The organism is Paenibacillus sedimenti (assembly GCF_014534655.1).
Lineage (GTDB): Bacteria > Bacillota > Bacilli > Paenibacillales > NBRC-103111 > Paenibacillus_E > Paenibacillus_E sedimenti.
The window spans coordinates 209233-234968 of the sequence record NZ_JACVVD010000007.1 but is presented as its reverse complement, the minus strand read 5'-3'; the positions used below and the strand labels follow the sequence as shown (position 1 = coordinate 234968).

At 50.3% G+C, this 25736-nt stretch carries 25 protein-coding genes; 19 read left to right on the top strand and 6 right to left on the bottom strand.

What is annotated here, in order from left to right; translation table 11 throughout:
- Positions 1-4: 4 nt before the first annotated feature.
- Positions 5-397 (bottom strand): acyl-CoA thioesterase, encoded by a 393-nt coding sequence (locus ICC18_RS20295; RefSeq protein ID WP_188176264.1) that lies wholly within the window; start codon positions 395-397, stop codon positions 5-7.
- 326 nt (positions 398-723) lie between these two features.
- Positions 724-1164: an Lrp/AsnC family transcriptional regulator gene (locus ICC18_RS20290; RefSeq protein ID WP_188176263.1), complete on the bottom strand. Its 441-nt coding sequence runs from the start codon at positions 1162-1164 to the stop codon at positions 724-726.
- Between the two features lie 153 nt (positions 1165-1317).
- Here ICC18_RS20290 and ICC18_RS20285 point away from each other — a divergent pair, with 153 nt between their 5' ends.
- Entirely contained in the window at positions 1318-1878 is a 561-nt protein-coding gene (locus tag ICC18_RS20285) for a cysteine hydrolase family protein (RefSeq protein ID WP_188176262.1), read from the top strand.
- Positions 1879-1945: 67 nt separating this feature from the next.
- On the top strand, positions 1946-3352 hold the full coding sequence (gene fumC, locus ICC18_RS20280) for a class II fumarate hydratase (protein WP_188176384.1): 1407 nt from the start codon (positions 1946-1948) through the stop codon (positions 3350-3352).
- 320 nt (positions 3353-3672) lie between these two features.
- Here the strand turns inward: fumC and ICC18_RS20275 are convergent, their stop codons facing one another.
- Positions 3673-4401 (bottom strand): hypothetical protein, encoded by a 729-nt coding sequence (locus ICC18_RS20275; protein WP_223192714.1) that lies wholly within the window; start codon positions 4399-4401, stop codon positions 3673-3675.
- Between the two features lie 210 nt (positions 4402-4611).
- On the opposite strand from ICC18_RS20275, the gene ICC18_RS20270 reads away from it, so the two are divergent.
- From ICC18_RS20270 to dgoD, 7 genes are all read left to right on the top strand, one after another.
- Positions 4612-5955 carry an ABC transporter substrate-binding protein gene (locus ICC18_RS20270; RefSeq protein WP_188176261.1) on the top strand — a complete coding sequence of 448 codons (1344 nt, stop codon included), beginning with the start codon at positions 4612-4614 and terminating at the stop codon, positions 5953-5955.
- Between the two features lie 83 nt (positions 5956-6038).
- Positions 6039-6920: a carbohydrate ABC transporter permease gene (locus tag ICC18_RS20265; RefSeq protein WP_188176260.1), complete on the top strand. Its 882-nt coding sequence runs from the start codon at positions 6039-6041 to the stop codon at positions 6918-6920.
- On the top strand, positions 6917-7732 hold the full coding sequence (locus ICC18_RS20260; RefSeq protein WP_188176259.1) for a carbohydrate ABC transporter permease: 816 nt from the start codon (positions 6917-6919) through the stop codon (positions 7730-7732). Before ICC18_RS20265 ends, ICC18_RS20260 begins: the two co-directional genes overlap by 4 nt.
- A 258-nt stretch (positions 7733-7990) precedes the next feature.
- Complete coding sequence (locus tag ICC18_RS20255) at positions 7991-9745, top strand: sensor histidine kinase (protein WP_312029566.1); 1755 nt, start codon at positions 7991-7993, stop codon at positions 9743-9745.
- Complete coding sequence (locus ICC18_RS20250) at positions 9742-11364, top strand: response regulator (RefSeq protein ID WP_188176257.1); 1623 nt, start codon at positions 9742-9744, stop codon at positions 11362-11364. Before ICC18_RS20255 ends, ICC18_RS20250 begins: the two co-directional genes overlap by 4 nt.
- A 21-nt stretch (positions 11365-11385) precedes the next feature.
- Positions 11386-12015 (top strand): bifunctional 4-hydroxy-2-oxoglutarate aldolase/2-dehydro-3-deoxy-phosphogluconate aldolase, encoded by a 630-nt coding sequence (locus tag ICC18_RS20245; protein WP_188176256.1) that lies wholly within the window; start codon positions 11386-11388, stop codon positions 12013-12015.
- 73 nt (positions 12016-12088) lie between these two features.
- Entirely contained in the window at positions 12089-13237 is a 1149-nt protein-coding gene (gene dgoD / locus ICC18_RS20240) for a galactonate dehydratase (RefSeq protein ID WP_188176255.1), read from the top strand.
- A gap of 119 nt (positions 13238-13356) precedes the next feature.
- On the opposite strand, the gene ICC18_RS20235 is transcribed toward dgoD, so the two are convergent.
- Positions 13357-13557 (bottom strand): cold-shock protein, encoded by a 201-nt coding sequence (locus ICC18_RS20235; RefSeq protein WP_188176254.1) that lies wholly within the window; start codon positions 13555-13557, stop codon positions 13357-13359.
- Between the two features lie 68 nt (positions 13558-13625).
- Positions 13626-13826, bottom strand: a complete 201-nt coding sequence (locus ICC18_RS20230) for a cold-shock protein (protein WP_188176253.1) — start codon at positions 13824-13826, stop codon at positions 13626-13628.
- A 212-nt stretch (positions 13827-14038) separates the two neighbouring features.
- Here ICC18_RS20230 and ICC18_RS34370 point away from each other — a divergent pair, with 212 nt between their 5' ends.
- The 3 genes from ICC18_RS34370 (at position 14039) to ICC18_RS20220 (ending at position 15917) form a co-directional block, all read left to right on the top strand.
- On the top strand, positions 14039-14650 hold the full coding sequence (locus ICC18_RS34370) for an FAD-dependent oxidoreductase (protein WP_262495884.1): 612 nt from the start codon (positions 14039-14041) through the stop codon (positions 14648-14650).
- Positions 14595-15176 (top strand): FAD-dependent oxidoreductase, encoded by a 582-nt coding sequence (locus ICC18_RS34365; protein WP_262495886.1) that lies wholly within the window; start codon positions 14595-14597, stop codon positions 15174-15176. Before ICC18_RS34370 ends, ICC18_RS34365 begins: the two co-directional genes overlap by 56 nt.
- 270 nt (positions 15177-15446) lie before the next feature.
- Positions 15447-15917 (top strand): CBS domain-containing protein, encoded by a 471-nt coding sequence (locus ICC18_RS20220; protein WP_188176251.1) that lies wholly within the window; start codon positions 15447-15449, stop codon positions 15915-15917.
- Between the two features lie 163 nt (positions 15918-16080).
- Here the strand turns inward: ICC18_RS20220 and ICC18_RS20215 are convergent, their stop codons facing one another.
- Complete coding sequence (locus ICC18_RS20215) at positions 16081-17607, bottom strand: copper amine oxidase N-terminal domain-containing protein (RefSeq protein WP_188176250.1); 1527 nt, start codon at positions 17605-17607, stop codon at positions 16081-16083.
- 383 nt (positions 17608-17990) lie between these two features.
- On the opposite strand from ICC18_RS20215, the gene ICC18_RS20210 reads away from it, so the two are divergent.
- The 7 genes from ICC18_RS20210 to ICC18_RS20180 all read left to right on the top strand — a co-directional run bounded on the left by ICC18_RS20210 (position 17991) and on the right by ICC18_RS20180 (position 25735).
- Positions 17991-18530 carry an NfeD family membrane protein gene (locus ICC18_RS20210; protein WP_188176249.1) on the top strand — a complete coding sequence of 180 codons (540 nt, stop codon included), beginning with the start codon at positions 17991-17993 and terminating at the stop codon, positions 18528-18530.
- A gap of 25 nt (positions 18531-18555) precedes the next feature.
- Positions 18556-20013: a flotillin family protein gene (locus ICC18_RS20205; protein ID WP_188176248.1), complete on the top strand. Its 1458-nt coding sequence runs from the start codon at positions 18556-18558 to the stop codon at positions 20011-20013.
- The gene (locus tag ICC18_RS20200; protein ID WP_188176247.1) at positions 20013-21374 is read left to right on the top strand and encodes a hypothetical protein; all 1362 of its coding nucleotides are present in this window, start codon (positions 20013-20015) and stop codon (positions 21372-21374) included. The genes ICC18_RS20205 and ICC18_RS20200 overlap by 1 nt, the downstream gene beginning before the upstream one ends.
- Positions 21375-21452: 78 nt before the next feature.
- Positions 21453-22430: a LacI family DNA-binding transcriptional regulator gene (locus ICC18_RS20195; protein ID WP_188176246.1), complete on the top strand. Its 978-nt coding sequence runs from the start codon at positions 21453-21455 to the stop codon at positions 22428-22430.
- Between the two features lie 155 nt (positions 22431-22585).
- Complete coding sequence (locus ICC18_RS20190) at positions 22586-23941, top strand: ABC transporter substrate-binding protein (protein WP_376745651.1); 1356 nt, start codon at positions 22586-22588, stop codon at positions 23939-23941.
- A gap of 82 nt (positions 23942-24023) precedes the next feature.
- Complete coding sequence (locus tag ICC18_RS20185; RefSeq protein WP_188176245.1) at positions 24024-24908, top strand: carbohydrate ABC transporter permease; 885 nt, start codon at positions 24024-24026, stop codon at positions 24906-24908.
- Positions 24908-25735, top strand: a complete 828-nt coding sequence (locus ICC18_RS20180) for a carbohydrate ABC transporter permease (RefSeq protein ID WP_188176244.1) — start codon at positions 24908-24910, stop codon at positions 25733-25735. Before ICC18_RS20185 ends, ICC18_RS20180 begins: the two co-directional genes overlap by 1 nt.
- The last annotated feature ends 1 nt before the right edge of the window (position 25736 follow it).

Sequence of the window (25736 nt, the reverse complement as noted above, 5' to 3'; positions counted from 1 at the left end):
GCGTTCACTCAAAATGTTTTCGCAACTCTGCCGGCACTTCACGGCTCTTGCGGGTGCTGCTGTCCATCGTAACGCTGGTGACGAGGGCGTCCGCACAGAGCTCGCTATGTTCGTTCATAATCTCCTGTTTCAACACGTAGCTGGAGCGGCCGATTTTTTCGGGCTGGCAGGTGACCGTTAATTTGTCGCCTTGCCTGCATTCTTTTTTATAGTTGATATTGATGTTGACGGTCACGGTTTGAATGCCCATTTGGCTGAAAGCGTCATAGGGCAGTTCGCATTGCTCGTACCATTCCTCACGGCCCCATTCCAGGTATTCCAAGTATTTGGCGTTGTTGACATGTCCGTTTACATCGATTTCCGTGGATCGGACGATGATGTCCAGCTTAGATTTCATGGCTTTAGACTCCTTTGTTAGGCACCTGACTTAGTCGGGTGTTTTTTTATACATTATAGAATTATAAATTTCCGGGGGTGTCGAAATGCTTGTTTAGGGATGCTCGGCATGCAGCGGAAACAAGAAGATCGCCGGAGTTGCGAATAAAATTGATTTGGGCCTTATCACCATCGATTAGCGTCCTAGTGCTCTCCAATCAACGACTCTATTCGTTATTCAATCCATATGCGCAGGATCAACGATGCGCCCTAAGTGCAGCATGACATTCGTCATCATAACCTAGGAAAAGCCAGATAGCACCCCTTCAACGCATCCGCTCCGCGCACCTAAGCATTCATAGTCTCGGGTATTAGCGGTCTATATTCGACAGGAGAAGATAATACGATCAACGTTGTCGGTTTCCCGTTGGCCATCGATGCATCGATGAACGCTTCGAGTGTGAGGACGGATGGAGTAACGATCTTGGTTAAGTAGCTGAATGCTCCGGTAATGCGATGGGTCTCTACGACGTCTGGGTAGTGCTTCGCGAATTCCACATATTTTTTACAATGTTCTGTTTCCATCAGGATGTACGCGATTACCCGTTTTTCTAATTTGTCCGGTGCCACGATAGCGCGGTAAGCGACGATCACGCCCGCATCCTCTAATTTGCGCACACGCTCTGTGACGGCCGGGGAGGTGAGGCCAATGATTTTGCCAAGTTCAGTCATGCTGAGCCGGGCATTATCTTGCAATTGTTCGATGATTTTTTTGTCGATGTCATCCATGGCTATCAGTCCTTTGGAAATTAAAGTCATGAGTCTATTATATCTAAATTTTGAAAGTGAAAACCAGCCAACGGATTCATCTTCCCATGTAATTAATATGAATAGACCGATATAATGGGCGATATTCATAAATGAGAGGCAGATGAATGCAGGATGATGGGATTGATTGTGATCGATGTGCAAAAAGCTTTTGATGATCCGACATGGGGACCCAGGAATAACCCTCAGGCTGAGGAGCAGATCGCTTTTCTACTGGAGGCGTGGCGAAATCGGAAGTTGCCTATCTTTCACATTAGGCACGTAAGTCAGTCACGTTTTGCTAAAGGAACTATTGGTTTCGAGTTCAAAGCCCAGGCCATGCCGTTGGCAGGGGAAACGGTTCTAGAAAAAACGGTCAACAGTGCTTTTATCGGTACGGATTTAGAGCAACGGCTACGTGCGATGGCGTGTGATACAGTCGTGATCGTAGGACTGACCACCAATCATTGCGTGGAAACAACGACAAGGATGGCGGGCAATCTGGGGTTCAAGACATATCTCGTATCTGATGCAACGGCGACGTTTGACCGTATGGGACCCGATGGGTTCGTGCATAAAGCGGAGGATGTTCATCGAATGACACTTGCAAATCTGCACGAGGAGTTTGCGACGATTGTGACGACCAGTGAGCTAATGGAGCTCTTCAGCTGGAGAATCATTGATAGTTCTCCATGAGTTGGGAAAGCTATGGCGAGACAAAACGCTGCGCTATGTTGCAGCTTGAACAAAAGAGGTGTTGATGATGGATCAAGATCAAGCGTATCGCATGGAGCGAGATACGATGGGGGAAATCAGAGTACCTGTGGATAAGTTGTGGGGCGCTCAAACGCAGCGCAGCTACGAGAATTTCAAGATTGGCACCGAGCGGATGCCGATCAGGCTGATCCAAGCGTTTGCTCTGTTGAAAAAGGCGGCTGCGCAGGTGAACCGCGATCTTGGCGGACTAACGCCGGAGAAAGCGGAGGCAATCGCACGAGCGGCGGACGAGATCGTGGAAGGGCGCTGGAACGACGAGTTCCCGCTCGTCGTCTGGCAGACGGGCAGCGGGACGCAGTCGAACATGAACGTCAACGAGGTCATCGCCCATCGCGGCAATGAGCTGCTCGCTGCGGCGGGGGATGGTGCTGGTCGCATCCATCCTAACGACGACGTGAATCGTTCGCAGAGCTCGAACGATACGTTCCCGACGGCGATGCATGTCGCAGGCGTCATCGCCGTGGAGGAAGAGCTGCTGCCGGCGCTCGCGTTGCTGCAGGAGACGATGCGCGGCAAGATGGAGGCCTATGCCGACATCGTCAAGATCGGCCGCACCCACCTGCAGGACGCCACCCCGCTGACGCTGGGGCAGGAAATCAGCGGCTGGTGGGCGATGCTGGAGCAGACTGCGCGCATGGTACGCGCCAGCGTCGACGCGATGCGCGAGCTGGCCATCGGCGGCACCGCGGTCGGCACCGGGCTGAACGCGCATCCCGAGTTCGGCGCGCGCGTCGCCGAAACTCTCTCGCGCGAGACGGGTACGCGCTTCGTCTCGGCGGCGAACAAGTTTCATGCGCTGACCAGCCATGATCAGATTGTATACACGCACGGCGCGTTGAAGGCGCTGGCGGCGAACTTGATGAAGATCGCCAATGACGTGCGATGGCTGGCGAGCGGTCCGCGCTGCGGAATCGGCGAGATCACGATTCCGGAGAACGAGCCCGGCAGCTCGATCATGCCGGGCAAGGTCAACCCGACCCAGAGCGAGGCGATGACGATGGTCGTCTGCCAAGTGATGGGCAACGATGCGGCCATCGGCTTCGCCGCGAGCCAAGGCAACTTCGAGCTGAACGTGTTCAAGCCCGTCATCATTCATAACTTCCTGCAGTCCGTGCGGCTATTGGCGGATGCGATGCGGTCATTCAACGACAATTGCCTCATCGGCATGGAGCCGAATTACGAAGTGATTCAGCGCAACCTGGAGCAATCGCTCATGCTCGTGACAGCGCTCAACCCGCACATCGGGTATGAGAAAGCAGCGAGCATTGCGAAGCAAGCCCATAAGGAAGGGCTGACGCTGAAGGAATCCGCGATACGCAGCGGTTATTTGACGGCGGAGCAGTTTGATGCTTATGTGCGCCCGGAAGACATGGTGCATCCAAAGGGAAAATGACGGTAACATGGTCGCGGAAATGCAACAAGTGCCGGATTTTTATGTATGAAGCCCTAAAATGGTCGCACAACCTGCAAATAGTGCCTGATTATTTGCTCTAACGTGCCAAAAACGCATAGTTAGCCCAAGAATACGGCAGGAAATGCAGCTTTTTTTTCACTACGCTTCCATAGTCACAATAATCCGGCACAAAATGCATTTTAGTATACCTGCCCGTGGGGATAGGGGCGGAACGGGTGGAGACTCCCCTGGCCACAGGGTTTCTCCACTACCATACAGCGCTAGCGACCGAAAATTCGCAACAGATGGAACAAGATTGGTTACCCCTGCTGCCCCAGATAATAGAAGACGCTGCCTCCTGCAGCTACGAGAAATCCCCAGATCAATGCAGCCCTAAGGCTCGGCGCGGGCCCGCTGCCCAGTACCTGGATGCCAAGCGGAACGAGGGCTATACAAAGCCCGGCAGCGGCAGCAACGGAGAACGAAGTTGTCCCTTTAAGCACACCTAAGGGAAGGGCAGCCATCAGCCCCAGCGCAATCGCCCGAATGAATCCGAATGTTCCTGAGCGGAATGCGCCTATGGCCAGGACGATCCATCCGAGCAGGATGGCAAGATTGAGCGTGCTGAAAATATGGAACGCTCCGTAGGAATCGGCAACGGCTTTCGCTGCTAGCTCTAAGCCTTGCGAGCGAACCAGCTGAAAAGCCAGATGGTCTACGCCGGCATGAAATGTGCGGGCAAACAGCCCGAAGATGGCGAAAACGCCGCCCCATAAGGCCCATCCGGGCCTTTTTGCGTTGATCAGCTTCACGAGAGTAAGGATGGCGGGCCACATCAGTACATTGCCTGCTGCAAAAGTGCTGTAAGAGGCGGCGATTAAACCCTGGTGGTCTTTGAAAGCGGCCAGCTGCTCCGGAAAGAAAAAGTGGAAGGGCAGCCGAAGCAGGACCCCGATAAAGTGCAGCAGGGGGGCGATCATCAGCGCAATGCCTCCGATCCATCGTCCAGGGAACCCGCTATATCCTTTTTCTATAACTTCTACGTTCATTTTCTCACCTCGCCATGGATTTGTTCACATCAATCAGACGTTTTGGAAGCTTTTACCCATTCATAACCAATATCGACAGGTATATGACAGTTTTCCTTCACGCGTAGTTATCCATGTTTAATCTTAGTTATATCAAGAGAACCTAGGAATCAAGTACTCTAAGTAATGTAAGCACATTCATTTTAGAGCACTCGGGAGGTCATAGATCAGATGAAGAAATCATTCAAACAATGGGTTGGCGTTAGCACAACGGTCATCATGGCGGCAACGGTTGTTGCCGGCTGCGGCAGTACGGCCAATACAGCTCAAGAAACAAGCAAGCCGGACGCAGCGGCGACGGCTAACGCGAAACCATTTGCAGGAAAAACAATCTCGCTCGTGACGGCGAACCATCCTTGGGCGGAAGCAATTAAGCCGCTGCTGCCGGACTTCGAAAAAGAAACGGGTATCAAGGTTAACGTGGAGAGCTTTTTCGAGGATCAATTAACACAGAAATTAACGGTACAATTCACTTCAGGCTCCGCAACGCCGGACGTGTTCATGTATCGCCCGCTGCAAGAGGGCAAGCTGTTCTTCAAGAACGGCTGGGTTCAGCCGCTTGATGACTACGCGAAAAAAGACGCGAACTACGACTTCAACGACTTCTCCAAATCGGCGATCGGTTCAACGACGGTAGACGCGAAGCTGGCGGGTATTCCGATTATTACGGAGCAAGAGATTTTGTACTACCGCAAAGATTTGCTGGAGAAAGCCGGCATCGCGGTACCGAAAACGTTGGATGAGCTTCAAGCGGCAGTGAAAAAGCTGCACGATCCGAAAAACGAAATGTACGGTTTCGTGGCAAGGGGACAACGTTCGCCTCTAGTAACGCAAGTATCTTCCTTCTTGTACTCGGAAGGCGCTGACTTCACGAATGGAGATAAAGCGACCATCAACACGCCTGAAGCGGTCAAAGCTTTCACAACTTACGGCACATTGCTCAAGGACTTCGCGCCTCCTGGCGTGCTGAATATGTCCTGGCCGCAAGCTTTCGGTATTTTTGCACAAGGCAAAGTTGCTTTCTTGACGGATGCTAACTCTCTTTACAAAAATGCAACGGACCCGGCGAAATCCCAAGTTGCCGATAAAGTCGGATTCGCCGTATTCCCTGGCGGTAAAGCAGGATCCAAGCCTTACAGCATCACATCCTGGGGTTTGGCGATGAACGCCAAATCGGGCAACAAAGACGCTACATGGGCATTCATTCAATGGGCAACAAGCAAAGATGTCGTTCTGAAAACCCAGCAAAAAGGCAATCCGGGCGCCCGCGCATCCGTATGGGATAAACCGGAAGGTACAACAGGCTTCCCGGCCGAGCTCGTTCCAATTATTAAAGAAAGCGCCAAAGCCGGCGTTGACCATGACCGTCCGACGGTCATCAGCGTAGGTGAAGCCCGCGACGCGGTAGGCGAAATCGTGCAAAAAGTGATGACAGGCGAAACGAACATCCAGCCGGTTGCCGACAAAGCCAACCAAGCGCTGCAAGCCATCATGGATAAAGATAAGACAAAATAATGTACACTCCGATCAAAAGGGTCAGCATATGGCCCTTTTGGTCACATATAAGGGTTTCATTCATCAGGAAGGGGGAATGCAGTGTGCAATACAGTTGGTTTAACCGTAACTTAAAATGGATTTATACGCTTCCGGCCGTGTTCTTCGTACTCATCATGATGCTTTTTCCAATCATCTATACGGTCCGGATCAGCTTTTATGAGTGGAGCATGTCGGCGACTACGCCGCCGGCGTGGGTCGGTTTAGGAAATTATATCGCTTTATTCAAAGATGAGCGCTTCTGGCACGCGGTTGGGTCCACCTTTTATTTCACCTTCTTGGCTCTCGCATTAGAAGTTATTCTGGGCATTGCAATCGCCCTGCTGCTTTCCAGAGAATTCAAAGGGAAAAATTTAGTGAAGACCGTATTCCTGCTACCTATGGTAGCGACGCCGGTCGCAATGGGCTTGGTATGGATGCTGATCTACGAGCCGACGATCGGGGTAGCTAATATGATGCTCAAATCGATGGGGCTGGAGCCGTTACTCTGGCTGGCTTCGCCGAATCAAGTTATTCCGTCTCTCGTTATCGTAGACGTCTGGGAATGGACGCCGATGATCGCGCTCATCATCATGGCAGGCTTGGCGACGTTGCCGTCAGATCCTTATGAAGCTGCGGATGTAGATGGTGCAAGCGCCTGGAGGAAGTTCGTCTCGATTACGCTTCCGCTGCTTCGACCAACGATTATTGTGGCCGCGATGCTGCGTTTGATCGACGTACTGAAAACATTCGATATCATCTACGCAACTACGCAAGGCGGACCGAACTTTGCATCGGAGACGCTGAATCTTTACGGTTACGTACAAGGCTTCCAGTACTTTAAGCTGGGTTCGGCCTCATCCCTGCTGGTAGTTTTCTTCATGCTGGTAATGGGCTTAACGTTATTCATGATCTGGATGCGCAAACGATTGGAGGGAGCATCATGAAGAAAAACAGAGGAAAAAGCCTCCTGCAAACACTGCTCACGTATCTTGTTCTTATCGTTTTTGCTTTTCCGTTTGTCTGGATGCTGCTCGCTTCCTTCAAGACGCAGGCGCAAATTTTATCTACGAATGATCTGCTGATTTTCAAACCGACTTTTCATAATTATGTTGCCGTGTTCAAGGAATACGACTTCCTGCAGTTTATTTGGAACAGTTTTGTTGTCGCATTTGGTTCGACGCTTCTTTCTTTGATCCTAGGCCTTCCGGCCGCGTATGCAATCGCAAGGCATCACCTTCATAAGTTAGGGCTGGTTATCCTGGTTGCGAGAATTATCCCGGGAATTACGTTCCTAATTCCTTGGTTTATCCTGTTCTCCCAAATTCATTTGGTGGACACGTATACAGCACTTATTTTGAGTCATATGCTTGTCGGGCTTCCGTTCATCATCTGGATTATGATTTCGTTCTTTGAGGCGCTTCCTACCGAGATTGAGGAGTCCGCACTTATTGACGGATGTACGCATCATCAAGTATTTCTGCGAATTATTCTGCCGATTTCCGGTCCAGGCGTCATCACTTCTTCGCTGCTTTCCTTCATTTTTTCGTGGAACAATTTCATGTTCTCGATTATTTTGGCAGGGGACAAGACGAAGACGTTACCGATTGCGGTCTTTAATTTCATGTCTTATTCCGAAATCAATTGGGGCGCGCTCATGGCAGCCGCTTGCATCATCACCTTGCCGGTACTGCTCATCGCGCTGGTCTCGCAGCGTTATGTAGTCAGCGGACTTGCTGCAGGTGCTGTAAAAGGCTAGTCCACGTTCATAACGAAGTTGTTCGTGAAGCATCTCGGCATCGAATCTTGAACGATTTCGGGAAGTCCGGTACTCTCGTAGCAAACCACTACGCTCCGTTCCTCCTTCTCCGAATTCGTCCAACCTTCTCGGTTCTGAAAGCGGACTTTTGGAAACTATACGCTATGAAGACGAGCGCCTTTCATTTGAAAGGCTTCTCTCGTATAGTTAGGTTCAAGGTTAGCTGGTTTCAGCGGAAGCATGGAAGGTGATTGGCGCGTGCCGTATAAATTGAACATTTTCAGCAAAATCCTGATTTTGCTGGTTTTGCTGCTTATTCCGATTGTTGTGCTTTACAGCTTCACGAATCGAATAACGAACAATGTCGTGCAGGATCAGATTCAGTCCTCGAATTTGAACCGACTTTCATTTTTCCTGCACCAATTGGATTCTAATGTCGAGCGGTTGGCGATGTCACCCGTGATTCTCGGCAGCGATCCCTACATCAGGGAATTTATCGATCGAAGCGGCACTCCGGATTACGATATGCTCAAAGAACAGTCTCGTATAATTGAAAAGCTTAGCTTGCAAAGTGTGGCGAGCGGTTGGGTCAACGAGCTGACGATCGTCATTCCGAAGGAGAAGAAAGTGTTATCTTCCAGCATTTTCGTAAACGGGACGGATCAATGGCCCTGGACCAGCTCTGTCCATCGGACATGGTCTTATGATACTCAAGGTGCTAATAAGAGTGGCGGTTCCTTTTATCGGGAGATCAGTGAACCGTTTCGTGCAGAGGTTTTGGATCAGGCGAGGGTGCTTTATCAAGTCCGTTTTAGCACGCAAAATCTCATTCAGCTGCTCGATGTGTACAAACTGGATAAACGAAGCGATCCTTTTTTATTTGATGGACAAACGGCGTCAATAGTAAATAGTACATCGGATTTAACGATCCCCGGAGCCATTCGTGAGCGGCTGGCAGGCATGAGTTTACCAGCGTCGGGACAAGTTCAATTTGATATCGCCGGGCAGCAGTATTTGATCAGCTTTGTGAAATCGGAGCAGCTCGGGTGGTATTTGGTGGACTATGTACCAGTTGAGAAAATATTGTCGCCCATTACGATGACCCGCAATTTGTTTTATGTTTCCATCGGTCTTCTGCTTGGCATGAGTGTGCTCGCTTCTTTCCTGCTGTACCGCAACGTGCAGATTCCGATTGTGAAGATGATTCAAAGTGTGCAAAAAGTGAAGCGGGGCGATCTTTCGGCGCGAATCGAGTACAAAGCGAAGAACGAATTCGATTTCCTCATTCAACGCTTCAATGAAATGGCACAGCAAATTCAAGTGCTGGTCGAGGATGTTTACGCCGAGAAAATACGCTCGCGCGAAGCGACGCTAAAACAGTTGCAGTCGCAAATTCATCCGCATTTTCTATATAACTCGCTGTTTTTCATTATTAATTCGGCGGAGATGGAAGATAAGGAATCCGTTGTGGCGATGGCGCAAAATTTGGCCGAGTATTACCGGTACACGACCCGGGTGGAGAATCAGATGGTCAGGCTGCGGGAGGAAGTGGACATGGCCCACCACTATTTGAACATCCAGACGCTGCGTATCCACAGGCTTACCTACGAAATCAAGGTACCTGAGGCGATGATGGAGGAACGGATTCCGCGTCTCATCCTGCAGCCTTTGGTGGAGAATGCGATTATCCACGGCATCGAGCGCAGTCTTCAAGGCGACCGGATTATGATCACCGGCGAGCAGGATGCGGACTTCAATCGGTTGATCGTGGAGGATAACGGCGGAGGGCTGTCGGACGAGGATATGGAAAAGCTGCATAAACAGCTTGGGGCGTCCATGTCGGATGAAGTGGGCTGCGGCACATGGAATGTCCACCATCGTCTGTATTACCAATTCGGTGTGGGTTCAGGGCTTACTTTTCATAGAGGGGCAAGCGGGGGAATGAGAGCCGTTCTGACTTGGAACCGCCATGTACAGACAAGCGGACCGGCTATGGAGGTAAGAGAAACATGATTCAACTTTTGATCGTCGATGATGAAGTTCACGTGGTGGAGCGTCTTTTTTCTACGATCCAATGGGGGTCCGTAGGCGTTGAACAGGTCTATAAAGCATATTCGGGTATGGAAGCGCTAGAGATGCTTGAACAAATCTCCATTGATATTGTCATTACGGACATCCAGATGCCAGGCATTTCCGGTCTGCAGCTGATCGATGAAATCAACCGCAGATGGCCGAAGACCAAGTGTATTCTTTTATCAGGTTACTCGGATTTCAACTATGCCAAAGAAGCTATCCTTCAGGGCACGGAAGACTATTTGCTGAAGCCTGTCACGGAGGAAGATTTGCTGTCCACGGTGAGCCGTGTGAAGGATAAGCTGCAGCGCGAATGGGAAGAAGTCGTTTCCAGGCAGCGGTTGAGTTACACATTGAAAGAGAATCTTCCGCTGCTGCGGGGGAATTTGCTGAACGACCTGCTGCAGGGACGTAAAATTTCCGACCAGTCGCTTCGGGAAAAAATGCAAATGCTGGAGCTGATGGATTACCACGATCATGCTTTTGCGATTATGATGATCCGGCTCGAATCCGAATTTCTGGAGTATGACATCGGCCGGCTATCCTTAATGGAATACGCCATTGGCAATATGGTGGAAGAGCTGTTCGGGGAAAAATTCGACAGTTGGCATGCGAAGGATGCTCATGATTATTTGGTTTTCGTAATGAAGGGAAAAGGGCTCCGAGATGCGCCGGATAAGGAAGAAACGGCATGGCTGGAAAGGACGGCTTCCGTCCTGCAGTCCGCTGTGAAAAATTACCTGAAAGGTAAAATTTCCATTCTGGTCAGCAACTGGGGCCAATTTCCCAATGACATGAATGGGCTTTATAACCGTTCGTTAAGCGCTTTTCGCAAAAGGATCGGCAATGAGCATGAGCTATTCATGCGGCTTGGCGATGAGCAGGCGGCGACCGAGCTGACGGCTTTGCAGAGACTGTATGAGCCGCCTACGCTCAATCATTTGCTCGAAGCGGCACGCTGGGAAGATACCGAGGAGAAGCTGAGCGTCATTTTCGATGAAATGGAAGCCAAATACTCGGAGTCCCAGGAGCATTTGCTCGAAGTGTACTTTTCGGTCGCTTCCGCTTTTGCCTATATTGCTCATAAAAACGGCCGGCAGCTGCATCAGCTGATCGGCGCCGATTACGATAGGATGACGGAAGGGATCCCGTTCCGGACGGTGAACCAGCTGCGGGAATGGTCAGTGCGGGCTTTGCAGCGGATGAAGGAGGATATGGATCAGGAACGGAAGGACAGCAGGGTATCGCTGATCAATGAGATCCGGTCTTTTATCGAGCAAAACTTGGCCAGCGATGTATCCCTGCAGTCCATTGCGGATCATGTGTACTTGCATCCGGTGTATGTGTCCAAAATTTATAAGCTGGAGACGGGTGATAATCTGAGCGATTATGTCAATCGTCTAAGGATGGACAAAGCTGCGTATTTATTAAAACATAGCCAGGATAAAATCTACGAGATCGCTACGCAGCTTGGGTACCAGCGTCCCCATTCATTCAACCATGCGTTCAAGAAGCATTATGGCATGACGCCGCAGGAATATCGCGACCAATATGCATAAAGACGGGGAGGAGAACGGCGAATGCAAGAGCTGATTCAACAAGTGAAACAGTCGAAAGTTATTGTCATTATTCGCGGTATCGAGCAGTCGCAGGCGGTGCCGCTCTTCGAAGCGCTGGAAGCGGGCGGAATCCGGTTCGCGGAAGTGACGCTGAATACGCCAGGCGCACTGCAGATCATACATGAGATGAGGGGCAGGTACGAGGGGCGTATGTCTGTGGGCGCAGGCACCGTGCTCAATGCGCGGATGGCGGAGGAAGCGGTTCAGGCCGGAGCGCAGTTTCTCATATCGCCGAACGTGAATGAGGGGATGATCCGTGTTGCGCTATCCCGCAGCGTTCTCCCGCTGCCTGGAGCGATGACTCCGACGGAAATTGTGCAAGCCGTAGAGTGGGGAGCTCCTTTGGTGAAGCTGTTTCCTTGCTCGAGCCTCGGCCCGGGCTATGTGAAGGAGCTTCGCGGGCCGCTTGGCCATGTCGATATGCTGGCTGTCGGCGGCATCACCAAGGACAACGCAGCTTCTTATATGGAAGCCGGCGCCGTTGGCGTCGGCGTGGGAGGAAGCGTCGTATCTCTCCGGGACATTCAGGAAGGCAATTATGCTGCAATTACTGCTTACGCCAAGGAGCTTAATGCTGCCGTCGGAGTTTGACGGTGAGAACGGTTGGCAAGTGCCGACGGTGTTAGACCAAACCATACTTAGTGGACGAGAGGGGAAATTTGAGATGAAGATTACCAAAATGGAATTGTTTAAAGTGCCGCCGAGATGGCTGTTCCTGAAAGTCGAGACCGATGAAGGCGTTACAGGCTGGGGAGAGCCTGTCGTCGAGGGCAAAGCGGACACCGTTGCCGCGGCTATCATGGAGATGAGCGAACATATTATCGGCACGGATCCGATGCGAATCGAGGATCTGTTTCAAGTGCTGTACCGCGGCGGCTTCTATCGCGGGGGGCCGATACTGTCCAGCGCGATCTCCGGCATCGAGCAGGCGCTCTGGGACATCAAGGGCAAGTTCTATAACGCGCCCGTATATGATTTGTTAGGCGGCGCGTGCCGCGAACGGACGCGCGTCTATTCCTGGATCGGCGGCGACCGTCCGAGCGATGTGGGTCAGGCGGCGAAACAGCAGGTCGCGGCCGGGTTCACCGCGGTGAAGATGAACGCCACCGAGGAAATGCACTACATCGATTCGATCGGCAAAGTCGATGCCGCGATTGCACGCATCGCCGCCGTACGCGAAGCCGTCGGCGTCGATGTGGGCATCGGCATCGATTTCCACGGCCGCGTGCATAAATCCATGGCGAAGATTCTCGCCAAGGAGCTGGAGCCGTACCGGCCGATGTTCATCGAGGAGCCGGTGCTGCCCGAAAACAATGAAGCGCTTAAAGAGATTGCGCGCTACACGTCCTGCCCGATCGCGACGGGCGAGCGGATGTACACCCGTTGGGGCTTCAAAGAGCTGCTGGCCCAAGGCATCGTAGACATTATCCAGCCGGACCTGTCCCATGCGGGAGGCATCCTGGAGACGCGCAAAATCGCCGCGATGGCGGAAGCCTACGATATCGCCGTAGCGCCGCACTGTCCGCTAGGTCCAATTGCGTTGGCATCATGCCTGCAGTTGGATACATGCTCCCCGAATGCGTTCATTCAGGAGCAAAGTCTGGGCATTCACTATAATCAAGGCAGCGATCTGCTTGATTATTTGGTAGATCCTTCCGTGTTCAAATACGAGGACGGCTTTGTCCGCAACCTCACCGGCCCTGGGCTCGGCATCGAAGTGAACGAAGCGAAAGTCCGTGAGATGGCCGCGATCGGGCACAACTGGAAAAACCCCGTTTGGCGCCAAGCAGACGGCACGGTCGCGGAGTGGTAATCTGATATGAAAGTAGGCGCGGAGTTCAGACGCTGAAAAAAGAAAGACCCTGTTCATTGCATCAAGCAACGAGACAGGGTCTTTCTTGCGCACTCCAGCTTTATCAGCCTGCTTGCTATTCATCTTCTGCTGCTTGTGTTCGTCAAGGCGGGGAGCATCTTCATTTCCTTAACCATAGTCGAGTTACAAATCGGGCATACGGGACTTTCATCGAAAGAGAAGTTATCCCTCATCCAGCATGAGCACTGTTCCGTACTGCACGTCCAGATGCTTGTTTCTTCCTCTTGGACTGGTTCCAATGTTTTCTTTGAAAAATACAAACGAACGCCTCCTTGTCGAAAATAGACTTGGGCTCGCAAGCAGCTTGATGATTATGTGGCGAAGGACACTACAGCTTGACTACATTTTCAGCTTGTGGCCCACGGTTGCCTTGAACGATATTGAATTGAACGCGCTCGCCTTCATCCAAACTTTTAAAACCTTCACCTTGAATCGCACTGAAATGGACGAATACGTCATTACCGCCTTCAACCTCGATAAAACCAAACCCTTTTTCAGCATTAAACCATTTAACCGTACCTGTTTCCATTGTATACAAAAACCTCCAACAATATTTTGTGCGCAAGCTGCCGCGTCTCATCGATCAAGACAGCTTGTTAACGCAGCTTTGATAATATATCCAAAATCCCCAGAGCTTATTCCACTTCTAAGGAAAAATTCACAATGCCGAATTGTGTCGTGTCACAGAAACTGCAGTTGTTCCGTCTCATAAGCATCACAAGATTGAAAGGGGTAAATGATATGGAACAACGATTGGTTGTAGTAGGCGGAGGCTACGCAGGTCTCAATCTGGTGAGTTCTTTACAAAAGCAATTTGCAGGCGAAAAGGGTGTTCGGATTACCTTGATCGATAAGGAGGCTTATCATCTTAGGAAAGTGCTGCTTTTTCAGGGAGCGGTAGAGGATGCTCCGCTGAAGGTGCCGTTCTCTACCTATTTTGATAATACGGTCGAAGTCATCAAGGCTGAGCTGTCAGGTGTAGAACCGAAACAGAAGCTCATTGAACTCAAACGTCCGGACGGACAGAGAAAGGCACTTCACTATGACAGGCTTATTCTTTGCCTGGGCAGTAAAGTCGTATCTTCAGCACCTGAACTAGGCGGCATATCCTTAACGGACACCGACAGCAGTACGAGAATACGGCTACAGTTGGAGCAAAATGTTCGCGACGCCCGCCTCTCCTCTCAAGAGTCGGAGCGCAAGCGACTCTTGTCTGTCGCGGTTGTCGGAGGCGGCATCACCGGCATCGAAACCGCCAGCGAGCTCGTATGCGGTCTGCGCCGCAAGGCGTCAGCGGCTGGAAAAGGAGCTCAGCGAGGTCGGCGTCCGCATTCTGCACGGCGCAAGGGCTGAGGCATACCGTGAAGCCGAGGGTGCACTGCTGCTTCGCGGCGCCGGTATGGTACCGGTCGGCGCGTGTGTTTGGACCCTGGGGCTGCGGCCGAATCCGTTGGTGCTGCAGCTCGGTCTGCCCGTGGAGAGCAATGGCAAGCTGCAGATCGATGCACATTACCATGTCAAAGGCAGCGGGAATATTTACGCCATCGGCGATTGTGCGCATGTGTTCGATCCTGCTACAGGCAAACCGGACGGCATGACTTGCAAGGAAGCTATTCCTCAAGCGGCTCGGCTCACCAAGATTCTTAAAGCAGAGTTAGCCGGAGAAAAAGGACCCGCGCATACTTCGTATACAAATCTATTCTGCATTGGTCTAGGCCCGGACAGAGGCTTCATATGGATTCAAAAGTGGGGCATGAACATTGTGCTGACCGGCAAACTCGGCCGTCAAATCCGCAAATTAACTTGGGATATTGCCAGCCTGATGAGCCGCAAAGTAACTGATCAGCTTCATCCGGAGGCTGGGCAAAAACAGGCATAAGCCAGCTGAAAAGTCTATTGACGTAATATTAAGAATTGTCTTACAATTTCATTATAAGTGAGTGTTTAAAAAGTCCGCTTTCAGAACCGAGAAGGTTGGACGTTACCCGGAGAAGGAGGAACGGAGCGTAGAGATTTGCTACGTGAGTACCGGACTTCCCGGGTTCGTTCAAGATTCGATGTCGAATAATCCTCATGAGCAACTTCGTTATCAAAGTGGACTTTTTAAACTACCTCTACAAGGCATCCTTTTGAAATGGGGGATGGTGCGATGAAAGCGTCGGACATCATGGTTTCCCAAGTAGTCAAAGTTTTGGAAGGGGATACAATTCGAACCGTTCTGGAAAAGTTCGTGACTCACCGAATCGGCGGTATGCCTGTGGTCAATCACTGTAACCAAATTAAAGGGTACATCAGTGATGGCGATATTATGCGAGCTGTCGGGTGTCAGACGAAAGTCGTGATCGCCTCGCCCTTTTTTTCCTCCATATGGCACGACACACAAACGATGGAAGATAAGTATCGGGACGTCATTGCCGCGAACGTTATGGATATCGCGACGAGGAGGGTAGTTACCGTTCATGTAGATTTGCCCGCTGATGAGGTCGCTACGATTCTCGGCAGAAGGCATTTGAAAAAGGTCATTGTGGAGAAAAATGACGGTTATTTAGCCGGTATTATTAGCCGCGGGGACATGGTGCGTTTCTTGAATGACCAGTATCTGCATAAAAGACTTAGCTAAGTTCGTGGAATGCCGGCAATCTTTCGAACGCTTTATGGCTCATACGTAAAAAAGCTCGCTCCTGCAAGGTCTGAATGACCTTAAGGGCGAGCTTTTCTCATGCATACTTATGCAGTTAATAGGACGGTTGTGACCATCGTGGCAATGGCGGTTCGAAGTTCTCCTAGTCCCTCTTAATCGTTACGACACGCGTAGCGTTGTCGAACGCAACCTTACTGCCCAGCTTCTCGGCGATGAATCGAACCGGCACAAAAGTCGAGCTGTTGTGAAGGGCAGCCGCGCTTTCCAATTGAGAAGCCGATCCGTTCACGCTGGCCGTTTTGTCATCGAGCGTCAGAATGATTACCGTTCCGGTTAACGCATCTTTAATTGTAACCTGCTTCAGTTCCCCATTCCATTTGACCTCTGCGCCAAGCTGCTCGGAGACGAAGCGGACAGGAACCATGGTTACTCCATCGGCGTTGATGAAGGGATTTAAAGAATCTGGATCGTCATTACCGGCTGCTTCACCAAGCTGAAGCTGGATTTTTTTCTTGGTTACCCGCAAATCTTCTTTCAAGAATTTGTAGAGCTTCGATTGTTTATCCAGTTGACTGAGCAAGCTGTAGAGGGAGGAAGGCCCCGCTCCAAAGTTCAGTGTACCGCCGGAGACATCAATCATGTCCGCTTTGACAGGTTTATTGATGTTCCATGTCTCAGAAGTAAGAGTTAGTTTAAAAGCAGATACGCCGTTATCCGATTTAGCGACCGGCATATAAAGCTCTAAATTTTGTTTGCGAAGTTGTTTATCTGCATCGATGAAGAAATCAGCCTTTAGCGTAGCTTTATTGCTTAACGGTGCTGCCTTATCCAAACCGGCAGCAGCTTCCTCCAGTGCTTGACGGACCGACGAATAGACGAATCCGACAGCTAACGATTTATTTTTTAATAAAGAAGTTAAAGTGGAGGACTCCCCTGTGGACTGTTCATTAATGATAGGAAGGAGTGCGTCATACAGCTGACTGATCAGTTCTTTCAGCCCTTCCTCATCGGCGAGGATGTTTCCCAGCACAGTTTTGAGCAGGTCGGTCAATTCGGTGCCGTTCAGTTCTACATGGGCTTTTTGCAAAGCAAGCGTTTCACCGTTTACCGGCTCGGACGCTGACGTTACCGTGATATTTTTAGGGTTAGGGGCATTATTCAAAATAAATTTCACCAATGCAGGTTCTATGGAGTTGATCGCATGGCCCAATTCGTTCTTTATCCCTTGAGGCAGTAAGGAGAGAGCCCCTGCAAGCCGGCCCTCTGTCGCTGTCAGCGGATCGAATACGATAGGCTTCGGAGCACCGTCGATCTTAATGATGACCTTGGTGCCGTCAATGTTCAATTTGAAGGGGATCGAGCCTTTGCTGTATGTAAGTGAGCCGTCAGCGGATAGATGCTGGGCGTCCTGCATGTTCGCATTGGTAATTTCGATCTTCGTATTCTGCAAAGAATCCATAAAAGTTTTATTTTCAGGTGTTAAAGCGTCTGCATGGTCAGGTATGAGTTCCAGTTGAAGCGTACCTTTGGAAACCGATGAAGTAATGTTGGCATGGTTTTGAAAAGCTTGTGCAATGTCCAAGCCTTGAACGGCTTGGCAGCCCGTTAACGCAAATAGGAGGACAATTAATGCGGTGGAAATCCACCAAGTCAATCTTCTTTTCTGCATGTTCGAATCTACTCCTTAAATTTTAATAGAAAACGCACTGAAAGATTATACGCACGAAGTTAGAGAACGATTCTCTGGGTGTCTGATATTTTCACCTGATACGAATTGTACCACAACAAATGCGTCGGACACTACAACAGCCTAACGGGATTTTCTTTCATCTTCATCGCGTGAGCCAAACTGCAACCTTTCTGTCTGGGAAGCGTCAATAAGGAGTAGGGTTTGTTAAATTGTGGAAGGCACTTACTGGAGTCCTACAGGTAAAGTTTTCACCATAACTTGAAACGTGAATAAGATCAGCATCGTATAGAAAAATAGAGCATTTTAGCATATAAATGGAAATTGCTTCTTCGTCCATTTTCATGCAGGGGAGGTGATGCAACATGATGACTTTGTTTGCCATTTGTTTCTGGGCGGGCCTTGCGCTGACGCTGCTCATTACGTTTTTCGGCGGCGACATCTCGGAGTTCCACGTCGATAGCGGAGGTGGGCATGGTCATATCGGGCCCGGTTTTTTCAACTTATCCTCTGTGTTAGCCAGCTTGACTGTATTCGGCGGAGTCGGCTATATGCTAGGCAGTGTCGGCATGACGAGCGTGGTGCTGATATTACTCATTGCCCTTGCCGCTGGTCTTGTAATTGGTTGGTTCTTCTTCCTCTTCTATGCCAAAGTCATCTACAAGCATGACCACAGTATGAAAGACAGCGATTTCGACCTCCATGGGCAGCTGGGGCACTTATCAGTTCCAATCCATGAAACAGGAATTGGCGAAATGAAATTTGTGCTGCAAGGCACGACTCGCTCCATCAGCGTGAAGTCCGAGAACGGTGAATCGATTGCCAAAGGCGCTAAGGTCATTATTTTAAACATGAGCAAAGGTATCGCAACGGTAATGGAGTTCACCGACAAGGAGAGACTTTGAACGATTAGGAGGTTGATTATTAATTATGTTAACGATTTTGTATACGGTTGCTGCCATTGTCGTTGTCGTTTTGATCTTACTAGCATCAATTGTCAAAGCGTATAAGAAGGTGCCGCCCAATGAGGCGATGATTGTGTTCGGTCTTGGGGGCAAACGCGTCGTCCAGGGCGGAGGAACCTTCGTCATTCCCGGATTCCAGAGCTACAAGACGATTTCCATGATGCTGATGAGCTTCGATGTGAAGCCGGATCAGCCTATGTTTTCCCTGCAGGGTATCCGGCTGAAGATTGAGGCGGTTGCCCAGATCAAAATCCAGAGCGATCCGATCGCGATCGCGACAGCGTCCGAACAATTTCTGGATCACACGCCAGCGGAGCGGGAGACGATCATTTTACATTCCGTAGAAGGACATCTTCGCGGGTTGGTGGGTCAATTGACGGTAGAATCCATTCTCAAAAATCCCGATGAGCTGAACAGCAAGATGAGAGAAACGTGCTCGGAAGATTTGGATAAAATGGGGCTCAGCCTCATCTCCTTTGTGCTGAAGCGGGTAGCTGATGATCAGGGTTACATCGAAAATCTGGGCGTTCCGGAAGTAGAGCGTATACGCAAAAGCGCCAGCATTGCCAAGGCCGAGGTCGAGCGGGATATTCAAATCAGGCAGGCGGAGACGGAAAAAGAGGCGGCCATCCGCCGGGCGGAAGCCCACCAGCTTCGCATCGAGGCAGAGAGCGCGGCATCCGCGAAGGAAGCGCAATACCGGAAGGAGCTGAACATCAAGGAAGCGGAATTCAAACAAGAAACGACGAGCCGGCAGGCGGAGGCCGATCTGGCATACGAGCTGAAGCAGAACCAGATTCAGCAATCTCTCGTGACCGAACAGGTGAGGATCAAGCAGATGGAAGCCGAGGCGAACAAGAACGTTCGCCAGATCGAAGTCGAGCTCAAGCAGAAGGAGCTTGAGGCCACGGTTATTAAGCCGGCTGAGGCGGAGAAGCTGGCGGCGATCATGCGCGCGGAGGTGAGCAAGCAACGGCAAATTCTCGAAGCCGAGGCCGAAGCCGAATCGACGCGCAAACGCGGCGAAGCGACGGCTGAAGCGGAGCTCGCCAAAGGGAAGGCGAATGCGGAAGTCGTTCGTCTTGCCGGTATTGCGGAAGCCGAGGCGCTGGAGAAGAAGGCGGAGGCTTACAAGCAGTATACGCAAGCGGCGGTTACGGTTGAGATTCTGCGCATGCTGCCGGAATTGGCGGAGAAAATTGCCGCACCGCTGAGCAATGTGGACAAAATTACGGTGATTTCGCAAGACGGGACGACGTCCGGGGTCAATCGTATCACCGGCGATATTACGAAGATGATTGCGCAGGTGCCGGAGATTACACAGACGTTAACAGGCAAAACGGTTACAGACCTTGCCCGGGCTTTTCTAGGGAAAGAGAATGCTCTTGTTCCTGCGGGTGATAAGCAAGAAGGAGTGGAGTAATGGATCTAAGACTTGCAATAAAAAGGGCTGCGCTCTCAGCTCTGGCGTTAAGTGTGCTTGGTTGTTGGCAGTTATCGGAGAAAGCTATGGCGGCATATGATTCCGGGATTTCGACTCATCCTTCCCCTTCTGCCAAGACCATAACTTTATTTGAGACCACCGGCTTTTACGATGATCATCTCAAGGAGATTGGCGAGTTATCCCCGCAAACGGTCACGATCATGGGGACGAGAAGTGTACGCGCCGGCCATGGTGAAGGCTATCGGAGATATTACTACCAAATCGCGACCTGGCTGGGCCCGATGTGGATTTCACCGGGAAATGCCGAGTTCGATCAGCAGGTGCCGCTGGTTACAAACATTGATCTTGGCAATCAGCAGCCTCTCTACGAGGATCCGGGGTTAACGAAGCCTATGGGCGGCGAGCTGGCACCACAGATCGTTACAACTAAGGCTAAATGGGGCAACCGCTATCTAATCGAAACGAAAGCGGGTGACAAGTGGATATCGCCCGTGTATCCATCGCTGGTAGGCGTCCAAGAAGTCGATGAAGAGGTTGAGATAACTCATGTGACGGAGCTTATGCGGAATCCGATTTCCTTTGGAACCGGTGCAAGCATTACGCCGCAGACAGTCAAGGTTAAGGAAGTATGGATGGATTGGCACCGCATCGATTCCTGGATCGGGCCAGTCTGGTTCAGGCTGCATGAGCTTCAGGCCGCGGATCGCAACGATGATGTTGAAATCGCGTTCACGAACCGATACTTAGATGCAACGAACAACAGTCTCACCCATGTGGAGGCAGAGGTGCAGTTAGGTCCCAAATGGCATGATCGGAAGGAAGCCGCTCCTGTGGGATTTCAGGTTTATTTTTACAATGCGCAGGGGGAGCGGCTTGGGGAATCAATTGGCGTTGTGACCGAGCTGGCGGATGGTATGGAGCGGAAAGCCGTGAAGTTTACGGTTGATGGCGATGTGAGGCAGTTTGCATATGCCACCGTACAAGTCGGCATGCTGTTCGGAAAAATCGTGAACGATGTGCAGCCGACGGCAGAGATGTCGATCATTGACGATGCCCGCCCCGAGCTGCGCTTGGGTGCTATTCATGTGCGTCGGGATGGCGCGTTCAGCGTCATTCAAGGACAATTCCAGCTGGACCGGGCGGGAGCGGCGGAAGTGAAGGGCCAGCTCATATTCTCCAACAACAAGGGCGTGGTTCTGGGAACCGTACCGGTTCATATCCGGACAGACGCTAATTTTGCGGGTAAGGATACAATCCATACATTTGAAAGCATAGCCTCCGCCAATGTGAAGGAGTTCAAGAGTATCCAATTGCTTGTTGATTCTATAGATCGCAAGTGATAATCGTAAAAGGCTTGTTCGGATGAGGCAAATGGGCTATATTTTGAAGGAAACTATTCCTGCCCAAAAGGTGAACATATGGCAACCATACATGATGTGGCTGAGCGAGCGGGCGTTTCCGTTACGACGGTTTCCCGCGTGCTTAACAATCGAGGATATATTAGCGAGTCTACACGCAGCAAAGTTTATCAATGCATGGAGGAGCTGGGCTATCAGCCCAATGAAATTGCCCGCTCGCTTCTGAAGAAGCAGTCCAATATCATCGGCCTGATTGTGCCGAACGTATCGCATCCGTTTTTTGGAGAGTTGGCGTCCTTCGTGGAATATTATGCGTATGAGCACGGCTTCAAAATGCTGCTCTGCAATTCTCACCTTGATCCGGTCAAGGAGAAGGAATATATCGAGATGATGAGGCGCAACCGGGTGGACGGCATCATTATGGGAAGCCATACGCTGGAAGTCGAAGACTACCGGAACTTGCATCATCCTATCGTTACCTTTGACCGCCAGATTGATAGCGAGATCCCCTACATGTCCTCGGATAATTACCGTGGCGGGGAATTGGCTACCGAGCTGCTTGTGAAGAAGGACTGTAAGAAAATAGCGCATATCTGCGGGAACTTGGAGCTGGATTTGCTGGCAAATCAAAGGACTCAAGCGTTTCAAGACGTTGTCAGCCGCCATGAAGTCGAGCATTTGATTGTGCAGACGGATATGAACGTATTTGATCAGCAGCAGTATGAACGGATCATTGCTGAGCTGTTTCGCGAGCATCCTGATATTGACGGTGTATTTGCGACGAGCGATATTATCGCCGCGTATGTCGTTCAACATTGCTACAAGCTGGGCAAGCGGGTTCCTCATGACATCCGCATTGTCGGCTATGATGATGTAAGCGCAGCTTCGTGGGTCGTTCCCTCCATAACGACCATTCAGCAGCCTATCGAAGAGATGAGCAAGCAAGCCATCGAGTTGATCCGCGGTCAACTAGCCGAGGAAACGATCCGGATGGCCAATATTTTACCTGTGACACTTATTGAAAGAGGGACCACTTAAAGATTTGCAATTACCTTAATACAGTCTGGGCTGTCCCATTAGGAGCAGTCTTTTTCAATTTCTAAAAATGTATATGTCAAACGATTGACATGTCAAACCTTTGACATATATAATACGTTTTGTAAGCGATTTATTTCGAAACGGGGGAAATCCAATTGAACAAACGTAAAAGTTTTCAAACTTTAGCAGCCGGCGTAGCGCTTGGCATGGTCGTAACGGCGTGCTCATCCACTGGGAACCAAAAAGAGAGCGCTTCCACAGAAGCGCCAAAAGCAACCGCTTCCACAACAGCCGCGGCACAGTCGGGCAAAGAAGTAAAAATCACCTTGCTGAATTCTAAAGGCGAAATTCAGGCGCAGCTCGAAGAAGCAGCGAAAACGTTCAAGCAGGATAACCCGAACATTATGCTTGAAGTGCTACCTGTTCCGGCTGGACAATCGCCGTTCGAACGTGCTTCCGCACTCTACGCTTCCGGCAACCCGGCTACGATCACTATGCTGGATCCGGCTGACGTAGGCAAGTTCAAGGATCGAATTCTCGATCTCTCCGGCGAGAAATGGGTCGCTGATGCGGTAGACAAGAGTCTGGATACAAAAGCAACGGACGGCAAAGTCATGGCATTCCCATTTTCGGTGGAAGGCTATGGATTCATTTACAGCAAACCGGTTTTGGATAAAGCGGTGGGCGGCACCTTCGATCCCGGAACGATTAAGACGACGAACGATCTTGAAAGCCTGTTCAAAAAGATTGAAGCATCCGGCGTAGCGCCACTGGTCATCTCACCGATGGATTGGTCGCTTGGCGCACATTATTTGGCGCTGGCTTACTCGGCTCAGTCCTCCGATACCGCGAAGGTTGCAGCCTACATTGACCAATTGAAAGCGGGCAAGGGCGATCTTGGAAACAATGCGGTATTTAACGGTCTGATGAATACATTCGATGTGATGACGAAGTACAATCTGGATAAAGCGTCCCCGCTCACCGGCGTCTATGAAAGAGGACCGGAAGTGTTGGGTAAAGGACAAGCAGGCATCTGGTTCATGGGTAACTGGGCTTGGCCGAATATCAAAGGCTCTGACACAGCCAAGGCGCAATACGGCTTCTTGCCGGTACCGGTCAGCAATAATCCGGATGATTTCGGCAACACGCAAATCACCGCTTCCGTATCCAAACGTTTGGTTCTGGATAAAGAACGCAGTACGCCTGAGCAGCAGGCGGCTGGGAAGAAATTCCTCGAGTGGATGGTTTATGAGAAGATTGGCCAAGATTTCGTCGTGAATAAAGCAAGCATTATCCCTGCATTCAAGAGCAACAAGCTGGAGCCGCAGGATCCGCTTGCCAAATCGATCATCGATTATGTCGCAAGAGGCAAAACGATGGAGTCCGTGTCGACGCTTCCGGCTGACCACTGGGCGAAAAACGGCGCTTCTATGCAGAAATATTTGGCCAAAGCGGGGGACCGCACTGCACTTGTGAAGGAAATTGAAGATTACTGGAAATCGGTGAAATAAACTGGTAAATAGGCATGGATAAGACGTCTTACGTCTTAACCATGCCTGCATTCTATTAAAGTTATGTTAGTGAGGGATTCTCATGATTGCTGAAAAAGGAAGATGGGAAAGACTGCGCCTGCGCCTTCTTTTCACGGGCCCGACCTTATTTGCCTTCGTTACGGTGATGATCGTCCCGTTCCTGTTCGGGATCTATTTAACGTTTACGAACTGGGATGGCATCTCAACGACACACACTTTTGTAGCTTTGCAAAATTACGGTTCAGTGTTTAAGGATACGGAGTTTTGGAAATCTTTTATCCTAACGCTGAAATACGTGTTTGCGACGGTTGTGCTCATTAATATTGTTGCGTTTCTGCTGGCCTATGTACTGACAAGCGGACTCAAGGGGCAAAGCTTCTTCCGCGCTGGCTTCTTCGTGCCGAACCTCGTCGGCGGTATCGTACTCGGCTTTATATGGCAGTTTATTTTCTCCAATGTGCTCGTTTATTTCGGTCAAAAGTATCATCTGCCTTGGCTGCAGGCTTCGTGGCTCGTAACCCCCGATAAGGCGATATGGACGATGATCATCGTGACGGTTTGGCAGTATTCCGGTTACATGATGGTGATCTATGTCGCCGGGCTTATGAACGTGCCTAAAGATATTTTGGAGGCATCCAGTATCGACGGCGCATCCAGCTTGGCAAGATTGGTTAGAATTGTGCTTCCGCTAACGATTCCTTCTTTTATTGTATGCATATTTTTATCGTTGCAGCGCGGTTTTATGGTCTATGACCTGAATATTTCGCTGACCAAGGGCGGACCTTTCAAAAGCACGGAAATGGTGTCCATGCACGTATATCAAAAAGCCTTCCTGTCCCGCGATTATGGAGTGGGTCAAGCGGAAGCGCTGATCTTGTTCCTGCTGGTAGCGGTGATTACGCTCATCCAGGTTTACTACAGCAAGAAAATGGAGGTGGAGGCGTGATGGCAGGCACCAAAGCTTCATTAAGCGGACTCAAAATTGTCCTCTTGTCACTCTGCTTTATGCTATTTGTATTTCCGTTCGGACTTCTGCTTCTCAATTCGTTTAAGGGCAACAAAGCCATTGTGGGAAGTCCCCTCGCGCTTCCGGCCAAGCTGGATTTCACCAATTACGTGAATGCGTTTAATAAAATGAAATACTTGCACAGCTTTTCGAATTCGCTGGTGGTCACGGTGTGCAGCGTGCTGCTGATTGCTCTCATTACGGCAATGACCGCGCATTATTTCGTACGCAACAACAACAAATTCAGCCAATATACGTTCCTCCTCATGGTTGCTTCGATGATTATCCCGTTTCAGGCTATTATGATTCCGCTTGTTAAAATTTATGGCGCCATCGGCATGCTAAACAGCAAATGGGCGCTGATCTATATGTATCTGGGCTTCGGGAGCTCGCTGGCGGTATTTATTTATCACGGTTTCGTCAAAAGTATTCCTGCCGAGCTCGAAGAGGCGGCTTGGCTGGATGGCTGTTCGCGTACGCAAATCTTTTTCAAAATTGTGTTCCCCATTTTACTTCCGACTTCGACGACCGTGGCGATATTGAACGTACTCTGGATTTGGAATGACTTCTTGCTCCCGTCACTTGTACTCATAAAGCCTGAAGAACGTACACTTCCGTTATCCACTTTTTACTTTTACGGCACGTATTCCGTCGATTACGGACCGCTCATGGCGGGACTGATGCTGACGATTTTGCCCATATTGATCATTTATTTATTTTCTCAACGTTACATTATCCAAGGTGTTATGCAAGGATCGATTAAATAGA